Below are 21,262 nucleotides of genomic sequence, written 5' to 3' on the forward strand. Positions count from 1 at the left end.
ATACATCAAAGTTCCTGTTCCTCCTGTAGCCGTAATCGTGATTGAACCATCGGTTCCACCATTACATTTAGGACTTACAAGTACAGCTGATACAGCGATTGCGGTTGGTTGAGTGATTGTAACTGTTCCTTTCAACACGCAATTATTGGCATCTTTTACCGCCCATAAATAGGTTCCAGCAGTTAATCCGCTGAACACGTTCGATGTTTGGTACGTTGTGCCGTCATTGGCAGAGTACATCAATATACCTGTTCCTCCTGAAGCGGTGATGGTGATGGAACCGTCAGTTCCGCCATTACATTTAGGACTAACCAGTGTTGCTGATGATACTACTATTGCCGGTGGCTGACCAACAATTACTGATCCGGTTGTTAAACATCCGTTTGAACTTGTAACTGTATACTGATAAGTTCCTGCTAAAACATTAGTAAGATCTTCAGTGCTTGCCGTAAAATTATTTGGACCGGTCCATAAGAAAGTATAAGGACCAGTGCCTCCTGTTACAGTAAGATTAACTGAACCAAATCCTCCATTACATGCTGGATTAGTAGCAACTGCAACTGCTTTTGGATTTGAATCTACTTTGAATTGAATAGGAGCTCCTGGAAAATCTTTTAATTCAGATTGTTGTGAACTACCAGAAGATCTCGTTCTAATAAATACTGTGCTGAGTGAAAAACATGGGTCTTTTGCTGCTCCAAGTACTTGAGTAAGATTAATGGCGCCCTCAGCCCACTGATTCACAGCATAATCACCACCTACACCAGTTCCAAGAGGATCACTGCCATATACATCAAAGGGTACATGGGTAATTGATGTATTATTAGTAATGAAAATTCTGCCCAGAAACTCTGAGTTGGGATGGATTACGTATTCATAACCACCTCCAGCTTTAGCGGTCCATACTCGAATTACTGCATTTGCATCACCACCACCATTGGTAAACTCGATAGTGATCAGGATGTCGCCGACTGTACGACCACCGTCGGTTCCCAAACTAGTAAAACCACCGCTACCTCCGAGGATGTTTCCAATAGCGTCCGTTGTTGCACCAGTTATGGTCATTGATTTCTGCAAAAACTCGAAATCAATATAACTGCTTCCGTTTGTCACCTGACGGTCACCGGCAAATAGAGCCCATAAATCCGTTGATAATCCGCCTAATGCAGGATCACCATAAGAAAAATGAACACCCGCATTTTGAATCTCATTTTTATGGGGCGAATTACCAGGGCCCCAAGTATAAGTGTTTGGATCATCATTAATTTTATTGGACATAGTAAAAATGCTCAAATCATTTTCATACCTGTCCTGCAAAAAAAATGATTGTCCAGGATACAGCAGCTCCCCCGTAAAGGGATTAATAACACCATGACCATTAATGCCAGGATGTGCAGAGTCAAACAAATCGCCTACATTTTCATAGCCACCTGGGGTATGAGCATAAGCATCGCCATCAACACCAGAACCGCTTTTAGGGGCCAATACAGGAACAATTCCCCTAATAGACCCCTGAGCTTGTATAGTAGTGTTGGACAGTAAAAAACCTATCACTAAAAGGGATGCAGCGATCCATTGTCGCAATTGAAATTGTTCCAATCGTGATAGATAATCTTCTGTAGTTCTTTGATTAAATTTCTCGAAATTTAATTTAGGAGTAGTGTTTTTCGTTAAAAAGCAACATATTATTTTGTTGTATAAGAAATCGAAAAACTTAAAAATTGTATTCTTTTTCATAATAATAGTATTTTAACACCATACATTTGATTTAATAGGAGGTTTACAGATAGGGGGCAAAATACACATCTTCAGATAAAATCATGAAGGCAGCCATCATCAAAAGGTTGTATTTATTAGGACAATAAAAAACACCTTTATCATTTACCGAAATCGATTTGTAAAAATGAATTAGATTAATATCAAAACGATTCAATTAAACAGGATAAAAAAGGTTATTATTGGCAGGTCACATATTGGGGAAATGCATCTAACCATTACTAAGTCATCTTCAATTAAAATAATTGAAGTGAACCCTCAAACATTAGGAATATAAAATGTGGGGAACAAAATCTATCTCCTAATACAAACATAAAGTTGTCTAATAAAACCAACTTAATTTTTTTCTTATGTAAAACTAATCATTAAAATAAAAAGATAAAAAAAAAGCTACAGTAAAATCGATAAGATGCTTGTTTAATCGATAATTAACATTGTTAAGTAAGAAAATAAACATACAAAGAAAAATTAATTTTAAACGTAAGTAATTGATTAACAGTTTATTACGTGTTAAAAATTACATTCAAAATTAAGAATAATTTTCTTACTTCAATTATTATTTCTTATTGAATATAAAGAAGAAAACCTTCCATTTCTGAAAGGTTTTCTTCTTTATATTTTAAAGGATCCCGCCCAAAAGCGGGATAAGCGATTCACTCACTTTTTGCTAAAAGAGAAAGCGAGTGTCTGAGATCCCGCCCAAAAGCGGGATAAGCGATTCACTCACTTTTTGCTATGCAAAAAGTGGTTATCTGCTTACATATTTCTTCTATACTGACCTCCCACTTCAAATAAAGCCGAAGTGATTTGTCCCAAAGAACAAACCTTCGTTGCTTCCATTAAATGTTCGAATAAGTTTTCGTTTTTAATGGCTGCTTCCTGAAGCGTATTTAAATGCTCCGTCACTAAATCCTGATTGGATTGATGCAAATGGCTCAACATATCAATTTGATATTGTTTTTCTTCTTCGGTGGCACGAATTACTTCTGCTGGAATCACCGTTGGAGAACCTTTGGAACTCAAGAAAGTATTCACACCAATAATAGGAAATTCCCCAGTATGTTTCAAAGTCTCATAATACAAACTTTCTTCCTGAATTTTAGAACGTTGGTACATGGTTTCCATGGCACCAAGCACCCCACCACGTTCGGTTATTCTGTCGAATTCCAGTAAAACAGCTGTTTCTACCAAGTCTGTTAATTCTTCGATGATAAAAGTGCCTTGAATTGGGTTTTCATTTTTGGCAAGACCTAATTCTTTATTAATAATCAACTGAATCGCCATCGCACGACGCACTGATTCTTCTGTAGGCGTTGTAATTGCTTCGTCATAAGCATTGGTATGCAATGAATTACAGTTGTCATAAATCGCGTATAATGCTTGTAAAGTGGTACGAATATCATTGAAATCAATTTCCTGTGCGTGCAAAGAACGGCCTGATGTCTGAATGTGGTATTTTAACATTTGCGCACGTTCGTTAGCTCCGTACTTATTTTTCATGGCTTTCGCCCAAATTTTACGTGCTACACGACCGATAACGGCATATTCAGGATCTACTCCATTCGAAAAGAAGAAGGATAAGTTGGGTCCAAAATCATTGATATTCATGCCGCGACTCAAATAATATTCCACATACGTGAAACCATTTGAAAGCGTGAAAGCCAATTGCGTGATCGGATTTGCTCCTGCTTCGGCAATGTGATAGCCTGAAATAGAAACCGAATAAAAGTTTCTAACATTCTTGGTAATGAAATATTCCTGCACGTCACCCATTAATCTAAGGGCAAATTCAGTAGAGAAAATACAGGTATTTTGTGCCTGGTCTTCTTTCAGAATATCTGCTTGAACCGTTCCACGAACTTGTGACAACGTTCTTGCTTTGATGTCATTATATACTTCCAAAGATAAAACCTGATCTCCGGTAACGCCCAAAAGCATCAAACCTAATCCGTTATTTCCTTCCGGTAAATCACCTTGGTAATGGGGTCTTTCGACTCCTTTTGCTGCATATATTTTGTTTATTTTTGCTTCAACTTCTTTTTCAATACCGTTATCCTTAATGTAAAACTCACATTGCTGGTCAATGGCTGCGTTCATGAAAAACCCTAATAACATCGGCGCCGGTCCATTAATAGTCATACTCACCGAAGTCATGGCATGAACCAAATCGAAACCAGAATATAGTTTTTTAGCATCATCCAAACAGCAAATCGAAACACCTGCATTCCCGATTTTTCCATAAATATCAGGGCGTACATGTGGATCGTTTCCGTATAAAGTTACGCTGTCAAAAGCCGTAGACAATCGTTTTGCCGGTAATCCTGCACTCACATAATGAAAACGTTTGTTCGTTCTTTCCGGTCCGCCTTCTCCGGCAAACATACGAGAAGGATCTTCTCCTTCGCGTTTGAAAGGGTACAAACCCGCAGTAAAAGGAAATTCTCCAGGAACATTTTCCTGCAGACACCAACGCAAAATATCACCCCAGGCTTTGTACTTTGGCAATGCAATTTTCGGGATTTGAGAATGTGAAAGTGACTCTGTATGCGTAGCCATTTTTATTTCTCTGTCACGAACTTTAAATGTATAAACTGGATTCTTGTACTTGTTTACTTTTTCGTCCCAAGTCAAAATGATTTCCCAATTGTACGGATCCAAATCCATTTTTACTTTGTCAAACTGATTCAGCAAAAGGTTCAAAAATATTTTGTCCTCAGCAGCAACCAGTTTTTCAGATTCTAAAGCTGTTGGCAAAACTGAATCGTCATTGATTCCTGCTTTGTTTATTTCAGGTATTTTCTTGGCTACCGTTTCAATTGTTTTGAAAATTCCGTATAATTTCTGGGCTACTTGTTCTTGGCTTACCGCAGTAACATCATATTTACGGTTACTTTCGGCAATTTCCGATAAATAACGGGTTCTGTGCGGCGGAATAACGAAAATCTTCTCGCTCATTTCACGAGTGATTTTGAAAGTTGATTTCAAATCAGAATTCGTTTTTTCATGGACTTTATCCATTATCGCTTTGTAAAGCGTATTCATTCCCAGGTCGTTGAACTGCGAAGCAATCGTCCCGAAAACCGGAAGTGTATCTAAATTCGCATCCCAAAGATTATGGTTGCGTTGGTATTGTTTTTTCACGTCTCGCAAGGCATCCAGAGAACCGCGTTTGTCAAATTTATTAATAGCCACTAAATCAGCAAAATCAAGCATGTCGATTTTTTCCAATTGAGTCGCAGCTCCAAATTCAGGCGTCATTACATATAAGGATACATCAGAATGGTCCATAATCTCGGTATCCGATTGCCCGATTCCGGATGTTTCAAGGATAATGATGTCATAATTTGCCGCTTTAATTACTTGAATCGCTTCGGCTACATATTTAGACAGAGCCAAATTAGATTGACGTGTTGCCAACGAACGCATGTAAACACGAGGGTTATTGATGGCATTCATACGGATTCTATCTCCTAGAAGTGCTCCACCTGTTTTTCTTTTGGATGGATCTACAGATATTAATCCAATTGTTTTTTCTGGAAAGTCGATAAGGAAACGACGCACTAATTCATCAACCAACGAGGATTTTCCTGAGCCACCGGTCCCTGTAATTCCCAAAACTGGCGTTTTACAATCGGCATTTTTTTTATGAATCGCATCCAAAGTTGCTGCTGCAACATCAGGGAAATTCTCAGCTGACGAGATGATTCTGGCAATTGCTTTTGGATTTTTTTCTTCCAGATGATCGATTTCATCCGTCAATTTATCACCAATAGCGTAATCAGATTGTTGTACTAAATCATTGATCATTCCCTGCAATCCCATGGCACGCCCATCGTCCGGAGCATAGATTCGGGTGATTCCGTAAGCTTGTAATTCGGCTATTTCAGAAGGTAGGATCACTCCTCCTCCTCCTCCAAATATTTTGATTTGCCCGGCTCCTTTTTCTTGAAGCAAGTCGTACATGTATTTGAAATATTCGTTGTGACCTCCTTGATACGATGTTATTGCAATGGCATTGGCATCTTCTTGAATAGCTGTATTGACAACTTCCTCTACACTACGGTCATGACCCAAATGAATCACCTCAACACCAGTAGATTGAATGATTCTACGCATGATATTGATTGCTGCATCGTGACCATCAAATAGGGCTGCTGCGGTTACAATTCTTACTTTATTAACAGGGATATACGGTTTTACGGGTTCCATTTTATGAATATGATAATTTAAGTCTGCAATTTACGATTTTATTTTAAAAATTATGACTGTCCGCCAAACGGACCTTGATTATTTTTTACTATCGTCAACAATGAGATTAAAAGAATAAGAGTAAATGTTGTCTGAAAATCTTAAAAAAAGTACTAAATGTCGCGAATGCCGCTTGATCTCTTTATTTCTTTGTTCTTAAAAACGCTAAACCTCATTGTTAAAACAGAACAAAGCCAGCATTTCCTCACATCTTGACTTCACTGTTTAAAAATTATAATTTTTTTCTTTATTAAATTCAATATGTAAAGGGGTTTACAAAGTTTTTTGTGAGTTTTAATTTTAGTGAAGATATTTAAATGTTTTTTTGGTAGTAGTAACGGACCGTCGGATTAAAATTATCTAATGTCCGCCACAGTTGTTGATAAATAAGCAAGGATTTTGTTATTTAGCCCCGATTGAGCCGATATCCTCGCAGTGAAACGGAGAGATAAAGGCGAAAGCGGGACAACTGTTCCTTAATAAATATAAAGTTTGTGCTCCTAAAAAATAATTGTGGCTTTGTTTTTGAATAAGTAGTATTTTTACACAAGCCGCATGGCAAACAGACGAATTTAACCGATAAAAAAAATTTACGATGAAAAAAATTTTAATTTTAATAGTGGCGGTGTCTCTTTCCAGTTGTGCCGAAATGCAACAGGTCCTGAATCAATTACCACAAACGCAGGGAATCGGAGGGGTTGATATTGCTGGCGGATTGAAGGAAGCATTGAACAATGGAATTTCGAAACAAGTGACCAAATTGACCGCGGTAGATGGTTTTTATAGAAATGAAGCGGTAAAAATTTTATTGCCGGAAGAATTGAGAAAGGTAGATACCGGTTTGAGAAGAATTGGTCTGAGTTCATTGGCCGATGAAGGTTTAAAAGTACTGAATCGTGCTGCCGAAGACGCGGTGAAGGAAGCAACTCCAATATTTGTGGATGCGGTGAGAAACATGACATTTATGGATGCCAAATCGATTTTGATGGGAAATGAAAGTTCCGCTACTACTTATTTACAAAATAGTACTTCAACTGCTTTGTACGGAAAATTCAATCCGGTTATTAAAAATTCGTTTACTAAAGTGGGGGCCGACAAAGTATGGGCAAACATTATTACTAAATACAACAGTATTCCACTGATCAACAAAGTAAATCCTGATTTGACTGATTATGTTACCAATCAAGCGTTGAACGGTGTTTTTAAAATGGTTGCTGTTGAAGAAAAAAATATCAGAACAAATATAAGCTCAAGAACTTCTATTTTATTGCAAAAGGTTTTTGCGATGCAGGATAAAAATTAATTTAATCGCTTTATTACTAAAACAACCAAAGAGTTGATTTTAGCAGGGTCAAATTCCCCTCTTGAGAGGGGTTAGGGGTGTGTTCTTCACGAATATTCACAAAATTAAAAAGTTCCCTATTTTTAAAACATAAACTCTAAAATCAAATTTTTTTATAAAAAGAAATAAGTTTAGTTTTGAAAAACATTACAGGAACCAAAGTCGAAAGAGAGACATAAAATGCGAAAAATTACCATACTCATACATTGCGAAGATCAGAAGGCGATTATTGCCTCTGTGACCAATTACATTGCCTCGATTGAAGGAAACATTATTTATTTAGATCAGCACGTTGATGCCGATGAAAATGTGTTTTTCATGCGATTGGAATGCGAATTCAGTTCTCAAAATTGGGATATGGAGGTCATAAAAAAGGACTTTCAAACTAATTTAGCGACTCCGTTTAATATGTCTTGGGAAATTTATACACAGGAACACAAACCTAAAATGGCATTATTTGTGTCTAAATACGATCATTGTTTGTATGACATTTTAGGAAGATACAGCGCTGGCGAATTGCCGCTTGAAATTCCTTTAATCGTAAGTAATCACGAAGATTTAAGGTCGGTTGCGGAACGTTTTGAGATTCCGTTTCACTATGTTCCTTTTACCAAAGAAATAAAGGCAGAAGGGGAACAACAACAAATGGACTTGTTGAAGGAATATAATATCGACTTTATTGTGTTGGCACGCTATATGCAAATTATAACGCCCAATTTAATTACACTTTACAGGAACCAAATCATCAATATTCACCATTCTTTTTTACCTGCATTTCCCGGAGCTAAACCTTATCATTCCGCTTTTAAACGTGGTGTTAAGATTATTGGCGCCACCAGCCATTATGTTACCGAAGGATTAGATGAAGGTCCAATTATTGAACAGGATATTTCAAGAGTTACTCACAGCCATTCCATAGATGATTTTATTATGAAAGGACGTGATCTGGAACGCTCCGTTTTGGCGAGAGCTGTAAAATTGCACGCAGAACGAAAAACGATGGTTTATAATAACAAAACGGTGGTGTTTTCTTAGGATCTCTCCCCAGCCCTCTCCGAAGGAGAGGGAGCCATAACCGATAAATAGTACTACAAAAACAATCTCTTTTTGTGAGCATTTTTTTTAGCCTGCAACTTCAATTTCCATTGTTTTCCCATTATTGTCAAATATTACTTTGGTCCAAAATGATTTTGCTTTTTGATGCGTTGGATACCAATCCCGGTTTTCTTCCACAAGGATAAAAAGTCCGGTATCTGTTCCTAAAACAATGAATTTATTTAGTTTTGGCTGCTTTGAAAATACAGAAAGTCCATACTTTTCACATATTTCATCACTGAACTGTGAAACATTTTTGGAGACGAAACCAATTTCACTTATGGATACAATTGACGAGCCATCAAATGGTTTCTCCGATGCAGTATCCAAATCATAGCGTACAATGAATTCTAAAATATTTCCATTATTGTCATAAAAATAGAAAGACTTTGCGTTCCAATTATAGAAGTTCGCAATTTTATCGGGCGGAATTACGTCTAAGATCTTCGTCTTGTTTTCTATCAAAAGAAAAGCCTCGATCAATTTATTGTTTGGTATATCAAAAGCAAAGTGGTACACTGGTTTTAAATTTTTAGAAAGCCTAAATGTCAGTTTCGTAGAACCAGCCGCAAATGAAATACTCGAATTATTTTTGGAAACCGTTTGCAATCCGATGACATTGTTATAAAACAATTCTGTTTCATTGAGGCTATCCGTCAGTAATTCGATTTCTAGAATATTCATCTTATTTAAATTGAAACTATTTATCTTTCTAACAAATCAACGTCAACTCCCAATCCTGCAGCAACTCCCGCTCCTATGCGGTCGTCAGCTCTATACCAATGACTCAATTGGCGGTTAATTATTTCCTTTTTTTTAGGGCCTTCAATACCAGACATATGAGCAATAATATTGTTAATGGTATTTTGCTGTTGCTCCGGAGTCATTATTTTAAATAAATTACCCGGTTGTGTATAATGGTCATTTTCCCCTTCGCAATTTCTATCGTACCAGTCGACAAAAGCGCTAAAAACTTCTAATGGCGGTTCTTTGTAAGCCTGGTCTATTTCCATCTCATCAAAACTATTTGGAAAATAGTTTGGGTTTTCCCCACCGTTCCCGTCCATACGCATTTGTCCATCGCGCTGGTAATTATTTACAGCAAAAGGACAGCGGTTTACTGGAATTTGCTCATAATTTGTTCCCAAACGATACCGATGGGCATCCGGATACGACAACAAACGACCTTGTAACATCTTATCTGGTGAATACCCAATACCGTCTACAATATGTGCCGGTGCAAAGGCAGCTTGTTCAATATCCTGAAAATAATTATGTGGATTTCGATTTAATTCTAAAACGCCAACATCAATCAACGGAAAATCTCCGTGAGGCCAAACTTTAGTTAAATCAAATGGATTCATATAATAGTCTTGAGAATTTGCCTGCTCTTCCGACATGACCTGGATTTTAAAATTCCATTTTGGAAAATTTCCTTTATCGATATTTTCAAACAAATCTCTTTGCGCAAAATCCATATCACGTGATTTCATTTCTGCCGCTTCATGGTTTGTGAAATTTTTAATTCCCTGCGCTGTTATGAAATGAAATTTTATGTAAGTACGCTCGTTAGCTGCATTAATCATCGAATATGTATGACTCCCAAAACCGTGCATGTGACGATAACCAAAAGGAGTTCCTCTGTCTGACATTAAAATCAATACCTGATGTAAACTTTCCGGATTTAGCGACCAGTAATCCCACATCATTGTTGGCGATTTCATATTGGTATACGGATCTCGTTTTTGGGTGTGGATAAAATCCCCAAATTTTTTGGGGTCTTTAACAAAGAAAACAGGCGTATTATTACCCACTAAATCCCAATTACCGTCTTCGGTGTAAAATTTCATAGAAAAACCTCGTGGATCACGTTCTGTATCCGCCGAGCCTCTTTCCCCACCAACCGTTGAAAAACGCATTACTATTTTAGTTTCTTTTCCAATGTCGGAGAAGATTTTAGCTTTTGTATATTTAGTTATATCATGAGTTACTGTAAAAGTTCCAAATGCTCCTGAACCTTTTGCATGTACAACCCTTTCCGGAATGCGCTCTCTATTGAAATGCGCCATTTTTTCGTGAAGAATATAATCCTGCAACAATAAAGGTCCTCGAGAACCCACAGATTGAGAATTTTCATTTTCTACAAAAGGTCTTCCAGATGCTGTTGTAAGTTTTTCATGTGATTTCATATTTGCAAAATTTAATTGTTTGTATCAAAGTTAGCATAGGCATAAACAGAAGCAGTAGTTATAATTTCCTGTTTTGACAACAGAAATCAGTCAAATTGCTTTTTATACACAAAAAAATAGGAAACTAAAGATACAATTTTTAAAAGCAAATAACTGACTGTAAAACAATTACTTAAAAATAAAATCACAAAACTTAACTTATATACAACAAAGTAATAACATAATCTTAACAGCAAAACATTCCTATATTGCTGATCTTTGCAGAGTAATAAACTGGTTATTTATTATTTTGGTTTTGGTTAGTTAAAGAATTGCCTGCATCTCTATGGTGCAGGCATTTTTTATTTGGTAGTATTTATAAAAGAAAGGACGGCATTATTGAAAGCAGCAGGCTGCTCCACATTTACCACATGTCCACATTTTTCGATTACAAAGAGTTTTGAAGATTTATAATGGTTTTCCACTACTTTTCGAACCGACGGTAAAAACATATAATCCTCTTCTCCCATAACATAAAGCGTTGGGATATTTAATTCCACTTGGCGAAACCATCTCAGCACCGGATTTATTTCGGCAGTGAGTTTAAACCATTTTATGAATTCTTTTTGGTATAATTTTTTGGCCTCGTTGATAAAGAGTAATCGAGACTGTTTGTGACTTTTTTTAGGCATAATCACAAAAGCAAAAAATTTATATAAAACTAAATAAGGCAATACGTATTTGAACATATTTCCCAATCGCATTAATACTTGGGAACGGAAATTCATTTTTAAGATTGCGCCACCAAGTATCATACTTTGCACACGTTCCGGATACATTTCCGCTAATTGTCTGATCAGAATTGTACCCAACGAAATCCCAACAAAATGCGACTTTTCAATTTTCAGATGATCTAAAACTTCCAGAATATCATTGGCCAAAGCCGAAAACGTGTATTTCTGTTTGAAAGCTGTTTTTAAGGTAGGTTTTGATTCGCCATGCCCGCGTAAATCCAACAACAAAACATTGTAGTGTTTTTTAAAATCCCGAATTTGTTTGAACCAAATTGAAGAACTTCCACCAGCGCCATGAACAAAAGTTACCCATTGCTTGCTATTTTCGTTCTTATAAATGGTATAATTGATCACTTCTTTTTTTTGTAAAAATAGAACAATAATTTTAAAATCGATTCTTAACCAATAATAATGAGTAATTATTATTTACAAAACGTAAATTTGCAAAAAATTACACCCATGATTGGATTATTGAAAGAGAAAAGTGAAATAGAAAAGCTCAAAAAAGAATACCAAACACTTGCTGAGCAAAATTTTAATATTGAAAAATTACCTACTGAACCTATAGTAGAAGAATTGATGCTGAAGGAATGCGAATTATAATTTTAGATGCATTTTCTTAAAATAGTCAAAGGCTTTTAGCAAGCGGCTTCCGTACCAAGAAAACATTTCACCATCTACAAAGACCGTTTTTGCATGATGTGTAAAACGTCCTATCTCGAAAGCATCCTCCTCTTTGAATGGATACGGTTCCGAAGACAGAAAAACCAAATCCGGATCGCCCTCCAAACGCATTTTTTTTAGTTCAATTTCAGGGTAACGTCCTTTATTATCATAAATATTCTGAAAATGATTCAGTTTCAGTAATTCATTGATAAAATTATCCGAACCGGCTACCATAAAAGGATTTTTCCAAATAAAATAAGCGACTTTTTGAACAGGTTTATCTTTAATGAAATTTTTAAAATCGCTCAAGGCAAAAGCCAATTTGTCGTTCCATTTCTGGGCTTCGGTTCTGCAGTTGAAAAGTTGGCCAAAGTCAGAAATCATTTGGAAATTATCTTCAATCGTGATGATATTCGTCACCCAAACCGGACAAATTTTATTTAATTCCTCAACAATTTCCTGTGTATTTTCTTCTTTGTTGCAAATAATAATATCTGGCTCTAACAATCTGATTTTCTCATAATGTACTTTCTTAGTTCCTCCAACAATTTTCTTGGTGGACTTCAAATGATAGGGATGCACGCAGAATTTGGTAATACCCACAATTCTATCTTCCAGACCTAAATCATACAGCAATTCGGTTTGAGAGGGAACTAGAGAAATAATTCGTTTTGCCGAAGTGTCAAAAGAATGGGAAGTTCCGAGTTGATCGATTAAAGTTTTTTGTTTCAAAAGAGATAAGTTTAAAGTTATTATGTCAAAGCTTAAGTATAAAACTTTTAACCATTAAGAAATTAAGAAATTTAAGCTTTAAAGTTTTTCTTAATGAAACTTAATTTCTTAATGGTTTAAAGAAACCTCCATTTTAAAAAATTAAGCTTCATTGCGTTCAAAATATTTTATAGACAATCCAAAAAACTTTAAACCTTAAACCTTAAACTATTACAGATTAAAGTTCAAACTCATAATCCCTTCCATTTCCTGTTGCATCTTCAACGCTTCTTCTCTTGCTTTTTCGGCAAAATCGGTTCCATTGGATGCATAGATGATCCCACGAGAAGAATTGATAAGCAATCCAACGTTGTCATTCATTCCGTATTTACAAACTTCGGATAAACTTCCTCCTTGTGCGCCAACTCCCGGAACTAATAAGAAACTATCGGGAACAATTTTACGGATTTCAGTAAAGTATTCTGCTTTGGTCGCTCCCACCACATACATCAGGTTTTCGCTGTTTTTCCATGTTTTAGACGTTTCTAACACTTGTTTGTACAATTCTTTTCCTCCCGAAGCGTCGGGAACCATCAAAGTCTGGAAATCAAAAGCACCTTCGTTTGAAGTCAAGGCCAACATAATCGTATGTTTATTTTCGAAAGCCAGAAAAGGTTCCACCGAATCCTTTCCCATATAAGGAGCAACGGTAACGCTGTCGAAGTTTAAATCTTCAAAAAAAGCTTTGGCATACATAGAAGACGTATTTCCTATATCACCACGTTTAGCATCCGCAATCGTAAAAATATCCGGATAATTTTCGTTGATGTAATTGATGGTTTTCTGTAAGGACATCCAACCTTTTATTCCGTAGGCTTCATAAAAAGCGGTATTGGGTTTGTAAGAAACCACCAAATCATGAGTGGCATCAATTATGGCTTTATTGAATTCGAAAATTGGATCTTCAAGTTCTAATAAATGTTGAGGAATTTTATTCAAATCAACATCGAGTCCTATGCATAGGAACGATTTTTTGGTTTGAATTTGTGTGTGTAGTTGTTGTGTAGTCATTGTTTAAATTGTGTGTTGCAAATTTATAAAAAAAACCCCGAAAGGATTAGAGGTTTTATAACTTAAAAAAATTCAATGAAACTCTCAATTTTAATTCTATCCTTTTTTAAATTTTTACTGCAATTGTTGCAGATGCTGCCATTGATACATTTAAAATCATCAATATATTTTTCAGTTCAAAAAATATTGATTTTCAAATCAATAACCGTTAATTATGTAAGAAAACTAAAAATTTATATAACAAATTAAATCCAAAGCTGTCACATCTTTGCAGTATAAATCTAACAAATTAAAAAATAATAACCATGAAGAACTTTATCTTATCAGCAGCATTAATTGCAACAACAATAATTTCTGCAAACACAAAAGAAAAAACGGAAGCAACTGCCATTTCAAAACAAAAAAGAAGTGAAATAATCAAAAAAACAGATAAAACCGTATATTTCTGGGAAATAAATACTGCAGCTGGATACGCAAGTGGTTACACTATTTCTCAAGCTCAAGCTAAAAGAACAGTGAAATTAATGGCTGATAATGACTTCGTAAGCTACAAAATTATTGAAGCCTACAAATAGTTTTCAAAAAACTAAATATAGGCTTCAATAGCTTATTTTTATAAAAATACATTTCCCTTTAAGGTCCCGAGGAATACAAAAAAAAGTGAAACGAATTTCACTTTTTTTTATTTAAAATACCTCGCTGGCTTCTTTCAGTTTCTCCATGTTGTTGACTAACGCTAGCTCATCAACAATTTTCTGAATATCACCATTCATGATATTTCCTAAATCGTACAATGTCAAACCTACACGGTGATCCGTTACACGACCTTGTGCGTAATTGTAGGTACGAATTTTAGCCGAACGGTCACCAGAACTCACTTGAGAGGTACGTGTTGTTGCATCTTCCGCCTGTTTTTTGGCTAATTCCTGTTCGTATAAACGGGAACGCAAAACACCAAAAGCTTTATCCTTATTTTTATGTTGTGATTTCTGATCCTGACATTGCGCCACTAATCCTGTTGGAATATGCGTCAAACGAACCGCTGATTTAGTTGTATTTACCGATTGTCCACCAGGTCCTGAAGAACAAAAGAAATCCACACGTACATCATTCATATCAATCTGTACATCAAACTCTTCTGCTTCCGGCAATACCATAACAGTCGCTGCTGACGTGTGAACACGTCCTTGCGTTTCCGTTTGCGGTACCCGCTGCACACGGTGAACACCCGCTTCAAACTTCAAGGTTCCGTATACATCTTCACCGCTAACTTCAAAAATCACCTCTTTGAAACCGCCTGATGTTCCTTCATTCATATCCACCACAGATGTTCTCCAACCTCTGTTTTCACAATATTTCGTGTACATACGGAATAAATCCCCTGCAAAAATACTCGCTTCATCCCCACCCGTTCCGGCACGAATCTCCACCATAACATTTTTAGCATCTTCGGGATCTTTAGGAATCAACATAAATTTGATTTCTTCCTCCAATTCCGGCAATCTTTCCTTTGCTTCGTCCAGTTGCATTTTGGCCATTTCGGTCATATCTGCATCACTGTTATCGGCTATTATTTCGTTTGCTTCATCCATATTTGCCATGATCAGCACGTATTCATCGCGCTTTTCAGCCAAAGCTTTCAAAGTTTTATACTCTTGATTCAATTGCACATAACGCTTCTGATCCGAGATCACATCCGGCTGAATGATCAAATCCGAAATCTCATCGAAACGTTGTTTTACTATTTGAAGTCTATCTAACATATTCTTAGTCCTTTATTTGGAGTGCAAAAATACGAAAAAAGTATTCAGTTTGCAAGGGTCGTTTTTTGCTATTTCAGTAACTACTTGTCATTACGAGGAACGAGGAATCTCATAACGAGTAACCAATGTGATTCCTCGTACCTCGGAATGATAAAACACGATGATCTTGAGGAAATTTAACTACCGAAGTAATCTCGGCAAATGCTCGACAATCCAAGTTAAAACAGTCAAACTTTATTAAATTTTAAATTTTTTCAGGAGCTATTTCCTGCTATCCGCTGTATTCCCGATAATAAAAACTACGGCTAAAAAGCCTTGTTTTTCTAAATCGGGAGATGCCGCTACTATCAGGGCTAGGGCATTTGTGTTAAAAACATAGCGTTTACGGTTTTCCGTAAAATCGCTGAAGCAAAAGAAGTTAGTTTCGATAATGAAAGACAACTTAATGTGTTTTTATAAGTATTTTCGGAAGAAATTTATATATTTGAAAAATATATAAACACTGACGCTTATCAGACGCATCTACCCAATTTTGGCATGACATGTATGATGACGTTAGTACTATATATTAGTTGGCATATATTTTACCAAAAAAACCAAAATTAACATATGGAATTAACATCGATTAAGAATATTCGTGAAAAAAGAGATGAGATTCGTGACAAAATCAAATCTGTGAATTATAGCCAATTTAAAGGAAATACTTATGGAAGTGAAAATGAATATACTTTCAAAGGAATTGTTGACGGACTTGAAACTTTATTAATTGATATTTCTACATTAACAAAAGCACCAAATCGATTCATTTCAATATCTACTTACACGGAAAGAAATAATATATACAGTTACTTAAACACAATAAATTCTTATTTTGAATCACCTAATAATTACATTTCTTATTTTGAAGAATTAAAAATACTTGTACGTAATTTTAATGTAAGAGGAATTTCTGAAAGACAAATTGAATTTGAAAATGAGATTAGCAATGTTACTAAAATAAAACTCGAACTTCTGGACGAGATAAATGAAGTAAAAAAAATTAAAGCCGAGATTCAAAAAGATAATGAAAGTATAAATGATAAAATAGAGTCTAGTAACGAACTATTAGAAGAAATTGAAGCAGAATTAGAAATCATAACAACTAGGAAAATTGAACTAACGAAACAAACTGAGTCTTTAAAATCATACAATGACGATTTAGTTTTAGCAAAAGAAAAAGCAGATAACAATTTAGAAGAAATTCTTAATTCAATGACCGAAAGTAAATCTAACGAAAAGTTGATTACTTCTTTCGCTAATAAAGTTCAAGAACGAGAAAAAAGATTAAGCGAGTTAGAGGTTTTAACAGAGGAAAACAATCAAAAACTAATCGATTATGAAACTGAAAGAAAAAAAATATTAGCAGAATCGAAAAGTCTTATAGAATCTGCTAAAAAGGCACTAAACTATAAAACAGCCGAAGGAATAAGCGCATCTTTTCAGGTTCAATATGAGAATGCAAATGATAGATTTGTTTTTGGAAGTTGGATTTTAGGAGCTATTTTATGTCTTATTGGAACGGTTGGATTGGGAATTTGGATATTACAGACAATTCCAAACGATTTAGTAATTTTAATTGCAAGAATATCTTTATTACCATTGCCTATAATTGGAGCAATCTTTTGTGCTAATCAATATACAAAACAGAAAAACATTATTGAAGATTATGCATACAAAATGGTTTTGGCAAAATCAATAGTTGGGTTTTCTGAACAGCTAAAAAGGAATGGAACAGATAATAATGTTGAATATATTCATTATATCAAAACAGCATTAGAAGAAATTCATAAAGATCCTTTGAGAAAAAGAACCAATGCAAATAATAAAGAGCAGAAATTAGAACCGACAAATCTTACTCAAATTGGAGAATTAGTTGAGAAAATAACGAAATTAATCAAAGTGGAATAAAAAAAACATCTGCCAATCCCGATCGCTCGGAAATCCAGACCTCTCGGATATCCACAATCGTTAGCGCAGTTTTGCAAACTGTGCCAGATCGCTCGGAAATAAAACCCGATCAACCCCGATCGCTCGAATATCCACAATCGTTAGCGCAGTTTTGCAAACTGTGCCCACGACTAGGAGCAAGTAAAAATTGACAAACTGAATGGGATTGCTTCGTTCTTCCCCCGCTGCCGCACGAATCCTTTCGTGTGGTTCGCATAGTTAAAATAAGATTTCCAAACCAATAATCGACAACCACAGTAAAATAAAGTTTACTACAGTTAGATCGGCAAATAGCAATTGGTACGAAGTCGGGAGACTTCGCACAGCACGGAAAGAGAATAACAATTAAAAACGATTAAATGAAAAAAACATTACTCCTACTGTTTATAGGAATTACAACAATTGGATATTCACAGAAATTATATAAGGCAGTTGAAAATGGCGATATCGAAAAAGTTAAATCACTTTTAGAAAAAGGAGCAGATGTAGCTGAATATAACAAAGACGGTCTATTCCCCTTATGGAGGGCAACAGCTGACAACAACTATGAAATTACTGCATTATTAATTAAGAATACCGCTGATGTTAATCAGACCAACAAAGTAGAGCCAGGCAACTCAACTCCTATTGAGATGCCTTGTCAAGAAGGTTATGTAGACATCGTGAAACTTTTAGTTGAAAATGGCGCTGATGTTAACTTTAAAGGCTATCGAGATTTCACCCCAATTAGAGTGGCTGCAAGAAATGGTCATCTTGAAATTGTGCAATACTTGGCACATCACGGTGCTAAAATTGACATTAAAGGTATGGACGGCGCTACACCTCTTGAACATGCCGCATCTAAAGGGCATTTTGAAATAGTGAAATTTCTAATTGAAAATGGCGCAAATATCAACAACAAAGACATCGACGGAGATTTTTCATTAGGCGAAGCAGCAAAATTAGGCTATTTAAATATAATTCAACTTTTAATTGACAAAGGAGCTGATTTAAATTTAAAGAATAATGAAAAGAAAAACGCATATAATTTGGCAAAAGACAGAGGCCAAAAAAAAGCTGCTGATTTGATTGAAAAATACATGAAAAAATAGCTATGAGTACGAAGTCGGGAGATTTCGCACAGCACGATGCCATTTTTCAATAAAACGCATATAATTTGGCAAAAGGCAGAGGTCAAAAAAAAGCTGCTGATTTGATTGAAAAATATATGAAAAAATAGCTATGAGTACGAAGTTGGGAGACTTCGCACAGCACGATGTCATATTTCAATAATACGCACCAGTTCTGTTCTAAAAATGTGTTTGTAGAAAAAACTCGCCGAGGCGGCAAACAATCTGCATTTATCCCGCCCAACGCCGTGTTCTCGCTTGACGAAATTAAGGTAGCCCACCAGGTCCTTGTGAACCAAATCCCGTGGGTTTTGGTCGTTGAAATGAGCAAAGAGGTAGCGCATTTCCCGAAGATAATTCACTATGCTCTTGGCGGCATAGCCTTTGGCATTCATCACATTGGACAATTCTAAAAGCAGCTCGCAAGCCACCGGATTCAAGGGAACTTTCCCTAAATCATTTTTTTTTAAGGATTCATATTAGTCAGTATTGATTTACAAATAAATATACGTATTTTTGGCCAGTATCGTATTCACCCGCAGGGTGTCAGTTCAACACACGCTACAAGCAATTTGGGGATTTGGCTTAATGGGAAGGTGGTTTTGTATTTGGGATGATTTGGCAAATCCGAATACTGGACTTAATTTAGTCCCAAACCCGCTGTGGTACCAAGACGTTGTGTGACATTTTGAAAAAAAACAGACCTCTAAACATTAATAAAATATTATTTTTAATTAAAAAAGTATGCAAGAAGAAGTAACAAAACATACCAAAAAAATTTACGGTTCCATGAAAAACACAAAACACACTTTGGGGGAGAAAGCCAAAGAAATCATCATAGAAATTTTTATAATCGTTTTTGCAGTAACGCTTTCAATTTCGTTACACAGTTGGAGTGAACACAGACACCAACAAGAAGAAGTATCCGTGTTTCTTGGTAATTTAAAGAATGATTTAAAGGATGACATAAAAAGCATAGACATTGAAAAAGAAGGATACCAAAAGTCAAACATAGGCTATGAAAAAATTTTAGCACTAACGACTCTCCAACTTGACAGTATTTATAAGTCTAATAATACCGTTAATTTCCCAATTTATTCACATGCGTCAAGAATAAATACTGGAAATTTTGAAGGTTTTAAGTCCAGTGGCAAAATTGGCTACATTGAGGATGAACAACTAAAACAGAAAATTTTAAATTATTATCAAAGGGTAGCACCTACAATCAACGAAGTTGACAGGATATATAATGATTTCCTGTTCAAGTGTTTCGATGAAATGATTGAAAATGCTGATAAACCTGAAGAAAAAATGTATTCAGACGCAAAATTTAAGAAAACAATCTATTTTCTTGTCAAAATAGGTAAGAATAACATAAGGGTTTATGACAAAAATGTAAAACCGGAAGCAAACGAACTTATTAAGGAAATTGAAAAGACGATGAATAAATAAAACGGCACACAACACACGCTACAATCCCCGCTGGCGCTGGCGTCCCGCTCGTGACTACAAAAGAATGCAAAGATATTATTAATTATAATTGGCACGAGCGGAGGTCTTCTACTTCAAAATTAATGAATAACCGAAAAATAAGGCTTCTTTAGTCCCCACCATCGCAAGAGCCCGGGAACGTTAATCCGTTTAAAAAAGTATTAAAATGAATAAAAAAACAGTACGGATTATTGGGATTATTGTAACAATAATTGTGATAGTTATATTTCTTGATTTTGCTTTAGGAGAATTTTTAACTGGCTGGAATAATGCAAAATAATTAATTCTCCCAGCCAGCGCGAGCAACACCCCGATCGCTCGGATATCCACAATCGTTAGCGCAGTTTTGCAAACTGTGCCCACAACGAGAAGCACATAAAATAATAGACAAACTGGATGGGATTGCTTCGTTCCTCGCAATGACTTAACTCGCGATAGCCTTTGGGCAACAAGCTAAAAGAAAAACACGAAGAATGAAATTCGACAGAAAAGATAAAATAGAAATTTTTGAAAATGCAATTAGTTGGATTGTAGTATTTGCACTGTTTGTTTATGGTGGAGGTAAAATAGTACAATTTGATGGAGCTTCTGAAATCAACAAAACTGTTTCAGAAATGACTGGAATGGAATTGATGTGGGCTTTTTATGGTTACTCTAAATCTTATGCAATAACTTTAGGACTTTTTGAAATAATTGGAGGAACATTAATTTTGATAAAAAGAACTAGAATTATTGGTTGTTTGTTTACATCTACTATACTTGTAAATGTGATTTTACAAGACATATATTTCGAAGTGCATCTTGGAGCTTTAAAAGCAGCGATTCTATACCAATTGTTACTTCTAATGATTTTATGGTTAAATAAAGATAAAGTTATTCAAAGCATAAAGGCTTTAATCAATTTCAATACATCTCAACAACCGAAATATAAATTTATAATCAAATTAGGTATTGCTTTTATTTGTTTTGTACTATTGAGAATAACAGAATATTATATAACAATTAAATTGTAAACCCAATTGTCCCGATCGCTCAAATATCC

General features: G+C 35.5%; 18 protein-coding genes. 8 read left to right on the forward strand and 10 right to left on the reverse strand.

The annotated features are described in order from the left end of the window. On the reverse strand, positions 1-1,737 hold a 1,737-nt coding region (locus ACFX5E_RS14710; protein WP_379855916.1), incomplete at its 3' end, for a SprB repeat-containing protein. A gap of 795 nt (positions 1,738-2,532) precedes the next feature. Then, the gene (locus tag ACFX5E_RS14715) at positions 2,533-5,985 is read right to left on the reverse strand and encodes a methylmalonyl-CoA mutase family protein (RefSeq protein ID WP_379855917.1); all 3,453 of its coding nucleotides are present in this window, start codon (positions 5,983-5,985) and stop codon (positions 2,533-2,535) included. Between the two features lie 634 nt (positions 5,986-6,619). Between ACFX5E_RS14715 and ACFX5E_RS14720 the strand changes: the two genes are divergently transcribed. Next, positions 6,620-7,327, forward strand: a complete 708-nt coding sequence (locus ACFX5E_RS14720) for a DUF4197 domain-containing protein (protein ID WP_379855918.1) — start codon at positions 6,620-6,622, stop codon at positions 7,325-7,327. 219 nt (positions 7,328-7,546) lie between these two features. After that, positions 7,547-8,401 carry a formyltetrahydrofolate deformylase gene (purU, locus tag ACFX5E_RS14725; protein ID WP_379855919.1) on the forward strand — a complete coding sequence of 285 codons (855 nt, stop codon included), beginning with the start codon at positions 7,547-7,549 and terminating at the stop codon, positions 8,399-8,401. A gap of 87 nt (positions 8,402-8,488) precedes the next feature. On the opposite strand, the gene ACFX5E_RS14730 is transcribed toward purU, so the two are convergent. From ACFX5E_RS14730 to ACFX5E_RS14740, 3 genes are all read right to left on the reverse strand, one after another. Then, entirely contained in the window at positions 8,489-9,145 is a 657-nt protein-coding gene (locus ACFX5E_RS14730) for a VOC family protein (RefSeq protein WP_379855920.1), read from the reverse strand. 20 nt (positions 9,146-9,165) lie between these two features. Continuing rightward, positions 9,166-10,650 (reverse strand): catalase, encoded by a 1,485-nt coding sequence (locus ACFX5E_RS14735; protein WP_379855921.1) that lies wholly within the window; start codon positions 10,648-10,650, stop codon positions 9,166-9,168. A 341-nt stretch (positions 10,651-10,991) separates the two neighbouring features. Beyond that, a complete protein-coding gene (locus ACFX5E_RS14740; RefSeq protein WP_379855922.1) occupies positions 10,992-11,777 on the reverse strand; it encodes an alpha/beta fold hydrolase in 786 nt (261 codons plus the stop codon). A gap of 57 nt (positions 11,778-11,834) precedes the next feature. Here ACFX5E_RS14740 and ACFX5E_RS14745 point away from each other — a divergent pair, with 57 nt between their 5' ends. Beyond that, entirely contained in the window at positions 11,835-12,026 is a 192-nt protein-coding gene (locus ACFX5E_RS14745) for a hypothetical protein (RefSeq protein ID WP_379855923.1), read from the forward strand. Here the strand turns inward: ACFX5E_RS14745 and ACFX5E_RS14750 are convergent. Beyond that, the gene (locus tag ACFX5E_RS14750) at positions 12,021-12,821 is read right to left on the reverse strand and encodes an ABC transporter substrate-binding protein (protein ID WP_379855924.1); all 801 of its coding nucleotides are present in this window, start codon (positions 12,819-12,821) and stop codon (positions 12,021-12,023) included. The genes ACFX5E_RS14745 and ACFX5E_RS14750 overlap by 6 nt on opposite strands. 210 nt (positions 12,822-13,031) lie before the next feature. Further along, complete coding sequence (gene pyrF / locus ACFX5E_RS14755) at positions 13,032-13,871, reverse strand: orotidine-5'-phosphate decarboxylase (RefSeq protein WP_379855925.1); 840 nt, start codon at positions 13,869-13,871, stop codon at positions 13,032-13,034. Between the two features lie 305 nt (positions 13,872-14,176). Between pyrF and ACFX5E_RS14760 the strand changes: the two genes are divergently transcribed. Next, positions 14,177-14,446 carry a hypothetical protein gene (locus ACFX5E_RS14760; RefSeq protein WP_379855926.1) on the forward strand — a complete coding sequence of 90 codons (270 nt, stop codon included), beginning with the start codon at positions 14,177-14,179 and terminating at the stop codon, positions 14,444-14,446. 111 nt (positions 14,447-14,557) lie between these two features. Here the strand turns inward: ACFX5E_RS14760 and prfA are convergent, their stop codons facing one another. Both prfA and ACFX5E_RS14770 read right to left on the reverse strand, forming a co-directional pair. After that, complete coding sequence (gene prfA / locus ACFX5E_RS14765; protein WP_379855927.1) at positions 14,558-15,634, reverse strand: peptide chain release factor 1; 1,077 nt, start codon at positions 15,632-15,634, stop codon at positions 14,558-14,560. Between the two features lie 261 nt (positions 15,635-15,895). After that, positions 15,896-16,075: a hypothetical protein gene (locus tag ACFX5E_RS14770; protein WP_379855928.1), complete on the reverse strand. Its 180-nt coding sequence runs from the start codon at positions 16,073-16,075 to the stop codon at positions 15,896-15,898. Between the two features lie 168 nt (positions 16,076-16,243). Here ACFX5E_RS14770 and ACFX5E_RS14775 point away from each other — a divergent pair, with 168 nt between their 5' ends. Beyond that, positions 16,244-17,581, forward strand: a complete 1,338-nt coding sequence (locus tag ACFX5E_RS14775) for a hypothetical protein (RefSeq protein ID WP_379855929.1) — start codon at positions 16,244-16,246, stop codon at positions 17,579-17,581. 398 nt (positions 17,582-17,979) lie between these two features. Continuing rightward, positions 17,980-18,711, forward strand: a complete 732-nt coding sequence (locus tag ACFX5E_RS14780) for an ankyrin repeat domain-containing protein (protein ID WP_379855930.1) — start codon at positions 17,980-17,982, stop codon at positions 18,709-18,711. 167 nt (positions 18,712-18,878) lie between these two features. On the opposite strand, the gene ACFX5E_RS14785 is transcribed toward ACFX5E_RS14780, so the two are convergent. After that, positions 18,879-19,160 carry a phage integrase N-terminal SAM-like domain-containing protein gene (locus tag ACFX5E_RS14785; RefSeq protein ID WP_379855951.1) on the reverse strand — a complete coding sequence of 94 codons (282 nt, stop codon included), beginning with the start codon at positions 19,158-19,160 and terminating at the stop codon, positions 18,879-18,881. A gap of 313 nt (positions 19,161-19,473) precedes the next feature. Here ACFX5E_RS14785 and ACFX5E_RS14790 point away from each other — a divergent pair, with 313 nt between their 5' ends. Both ACFX5E_RS14790 and ACFX5E_RS14795 read left to right on the forward strand, forming a co-directional pair. Continuing rightward, positions 19,474-20,181: a DUF6090 family protein gene (locus ACFX5E_RS14790; RefSeq protein WP_379855931.1), complete on the forward strand. Its 708-nt coding sequence runs from the start codon at positions 19,474-19,476 to the stop codon at positions 20,179-20,181. A gap of 512 nt (positions 20,182-20,693) precedes the next feature. Further along, complete coding sequence (locus tag ACFX5E_RS14795) at positions 20,694-21,233, forward strand: hypothetical protein (RefSeq protein ID WP_379855932.1); 540 nt, start codon at positions 20,694-20,696, stop codon at positions 21,231-21,233. Positions 21,234-21,262 lie beyond the last annotated feature (29 nt).

The sequence above is a fragment of the Flavobacterium xylosi genome, from assembly GCF_042787345.1.
Classification (GTDB): domain Bacteria; phylum Bacteroidota; class Bacteroidia; order Flavobacteriales; family Flavobacteriaceae; genus Flavobacterium; species Flavobacterium xylosi.

Coding starts and splice junctions, on each gene's coding strand:
- ACFX5E_RS14715 (WP_379855917.1), bottom strand. CDS start 5,985: ATGGAACCCGTAAAACCGTATATCCCTGTTAATAAAGTAAGAATTGTA.
- ACFX5E_RS14720 (WP_379855918.1), top strand. CDS start 6,620: ATGAAAAAAATTTTAATTTTAATAGTGGCGGTGTCTCTTTCCAGTTGT.
- purU (WP_379855919.1), top strand. CDS start 7,547: ATGCGAAAAATTACCATACTCATACATTGCGAAGATCAGAAGGCGATT.
- ACFX5E_RS14730 (WP_379855920.1), bottom strand. CDS start 9,145: ATGAATATTCTAGAAATCGAATTACTGACGGATAGCCTCAATGAAACA.
- ACFX5E_RS14735 (WP_379855921.1), bottom strand. CDS start 10,650: ATGAAATCACATGAAAAACTTACAACAGCATCTGGAAGACCTTTTGTA.
- ACFX5E_RS14745 (WP_379855923.1), top strand. CDS start 11,835: ATGAGTAATTATTATTTACAAAACGTAAATTTGCAAAAAATTACACCC.
- pyrF (WP_379855925.1), bottom strand. CDS start 13,871: ATGACTACACAACAACTACACACACAAATTCAAACCAAAAAATCGTTC.
- ACFX5E_RS14760 (WP_379855926.1), top strand. CDS start 14,177: ATGAAGAACTTTATCTTATCAGCAGCATTAATTGCAACAACAATAATT.
- prfA (WP_379855927.1), bottom strand. CDS start 15,634: ATGTTAGATAGACTTCAAATAGTAAAACAACGTTTCGATGAGATTTCG.
- ACFX5E_RS14775 (WP_379855929.1), top strand. CDS start 16,244: ATGGAATTAACATCGATTAAGAATATTCGTGAAAAAAGAGATGAGATT.
- ACFX5E_RS14780 (WP_379855930.1), top strand. CDS start 17,980: ATGAAAAAAACATTACTCCTACTGTTTATAGGAATTACAACAATTGGA.
- ACFX5E_RS14790 (WP_379855931.1), top strand. CDS start 19,474: ATGCAAGAAGAAGTAACAAAACATACCAAAAAAATTTACGGTTCCATG.
- ACFX5E_RS14795 (WP_379855932.1), top strand. CDS start 20,694: ATGAAATTCGACAGAAAAGATAAAATAGAAATTTTTGAAAATGCAATT.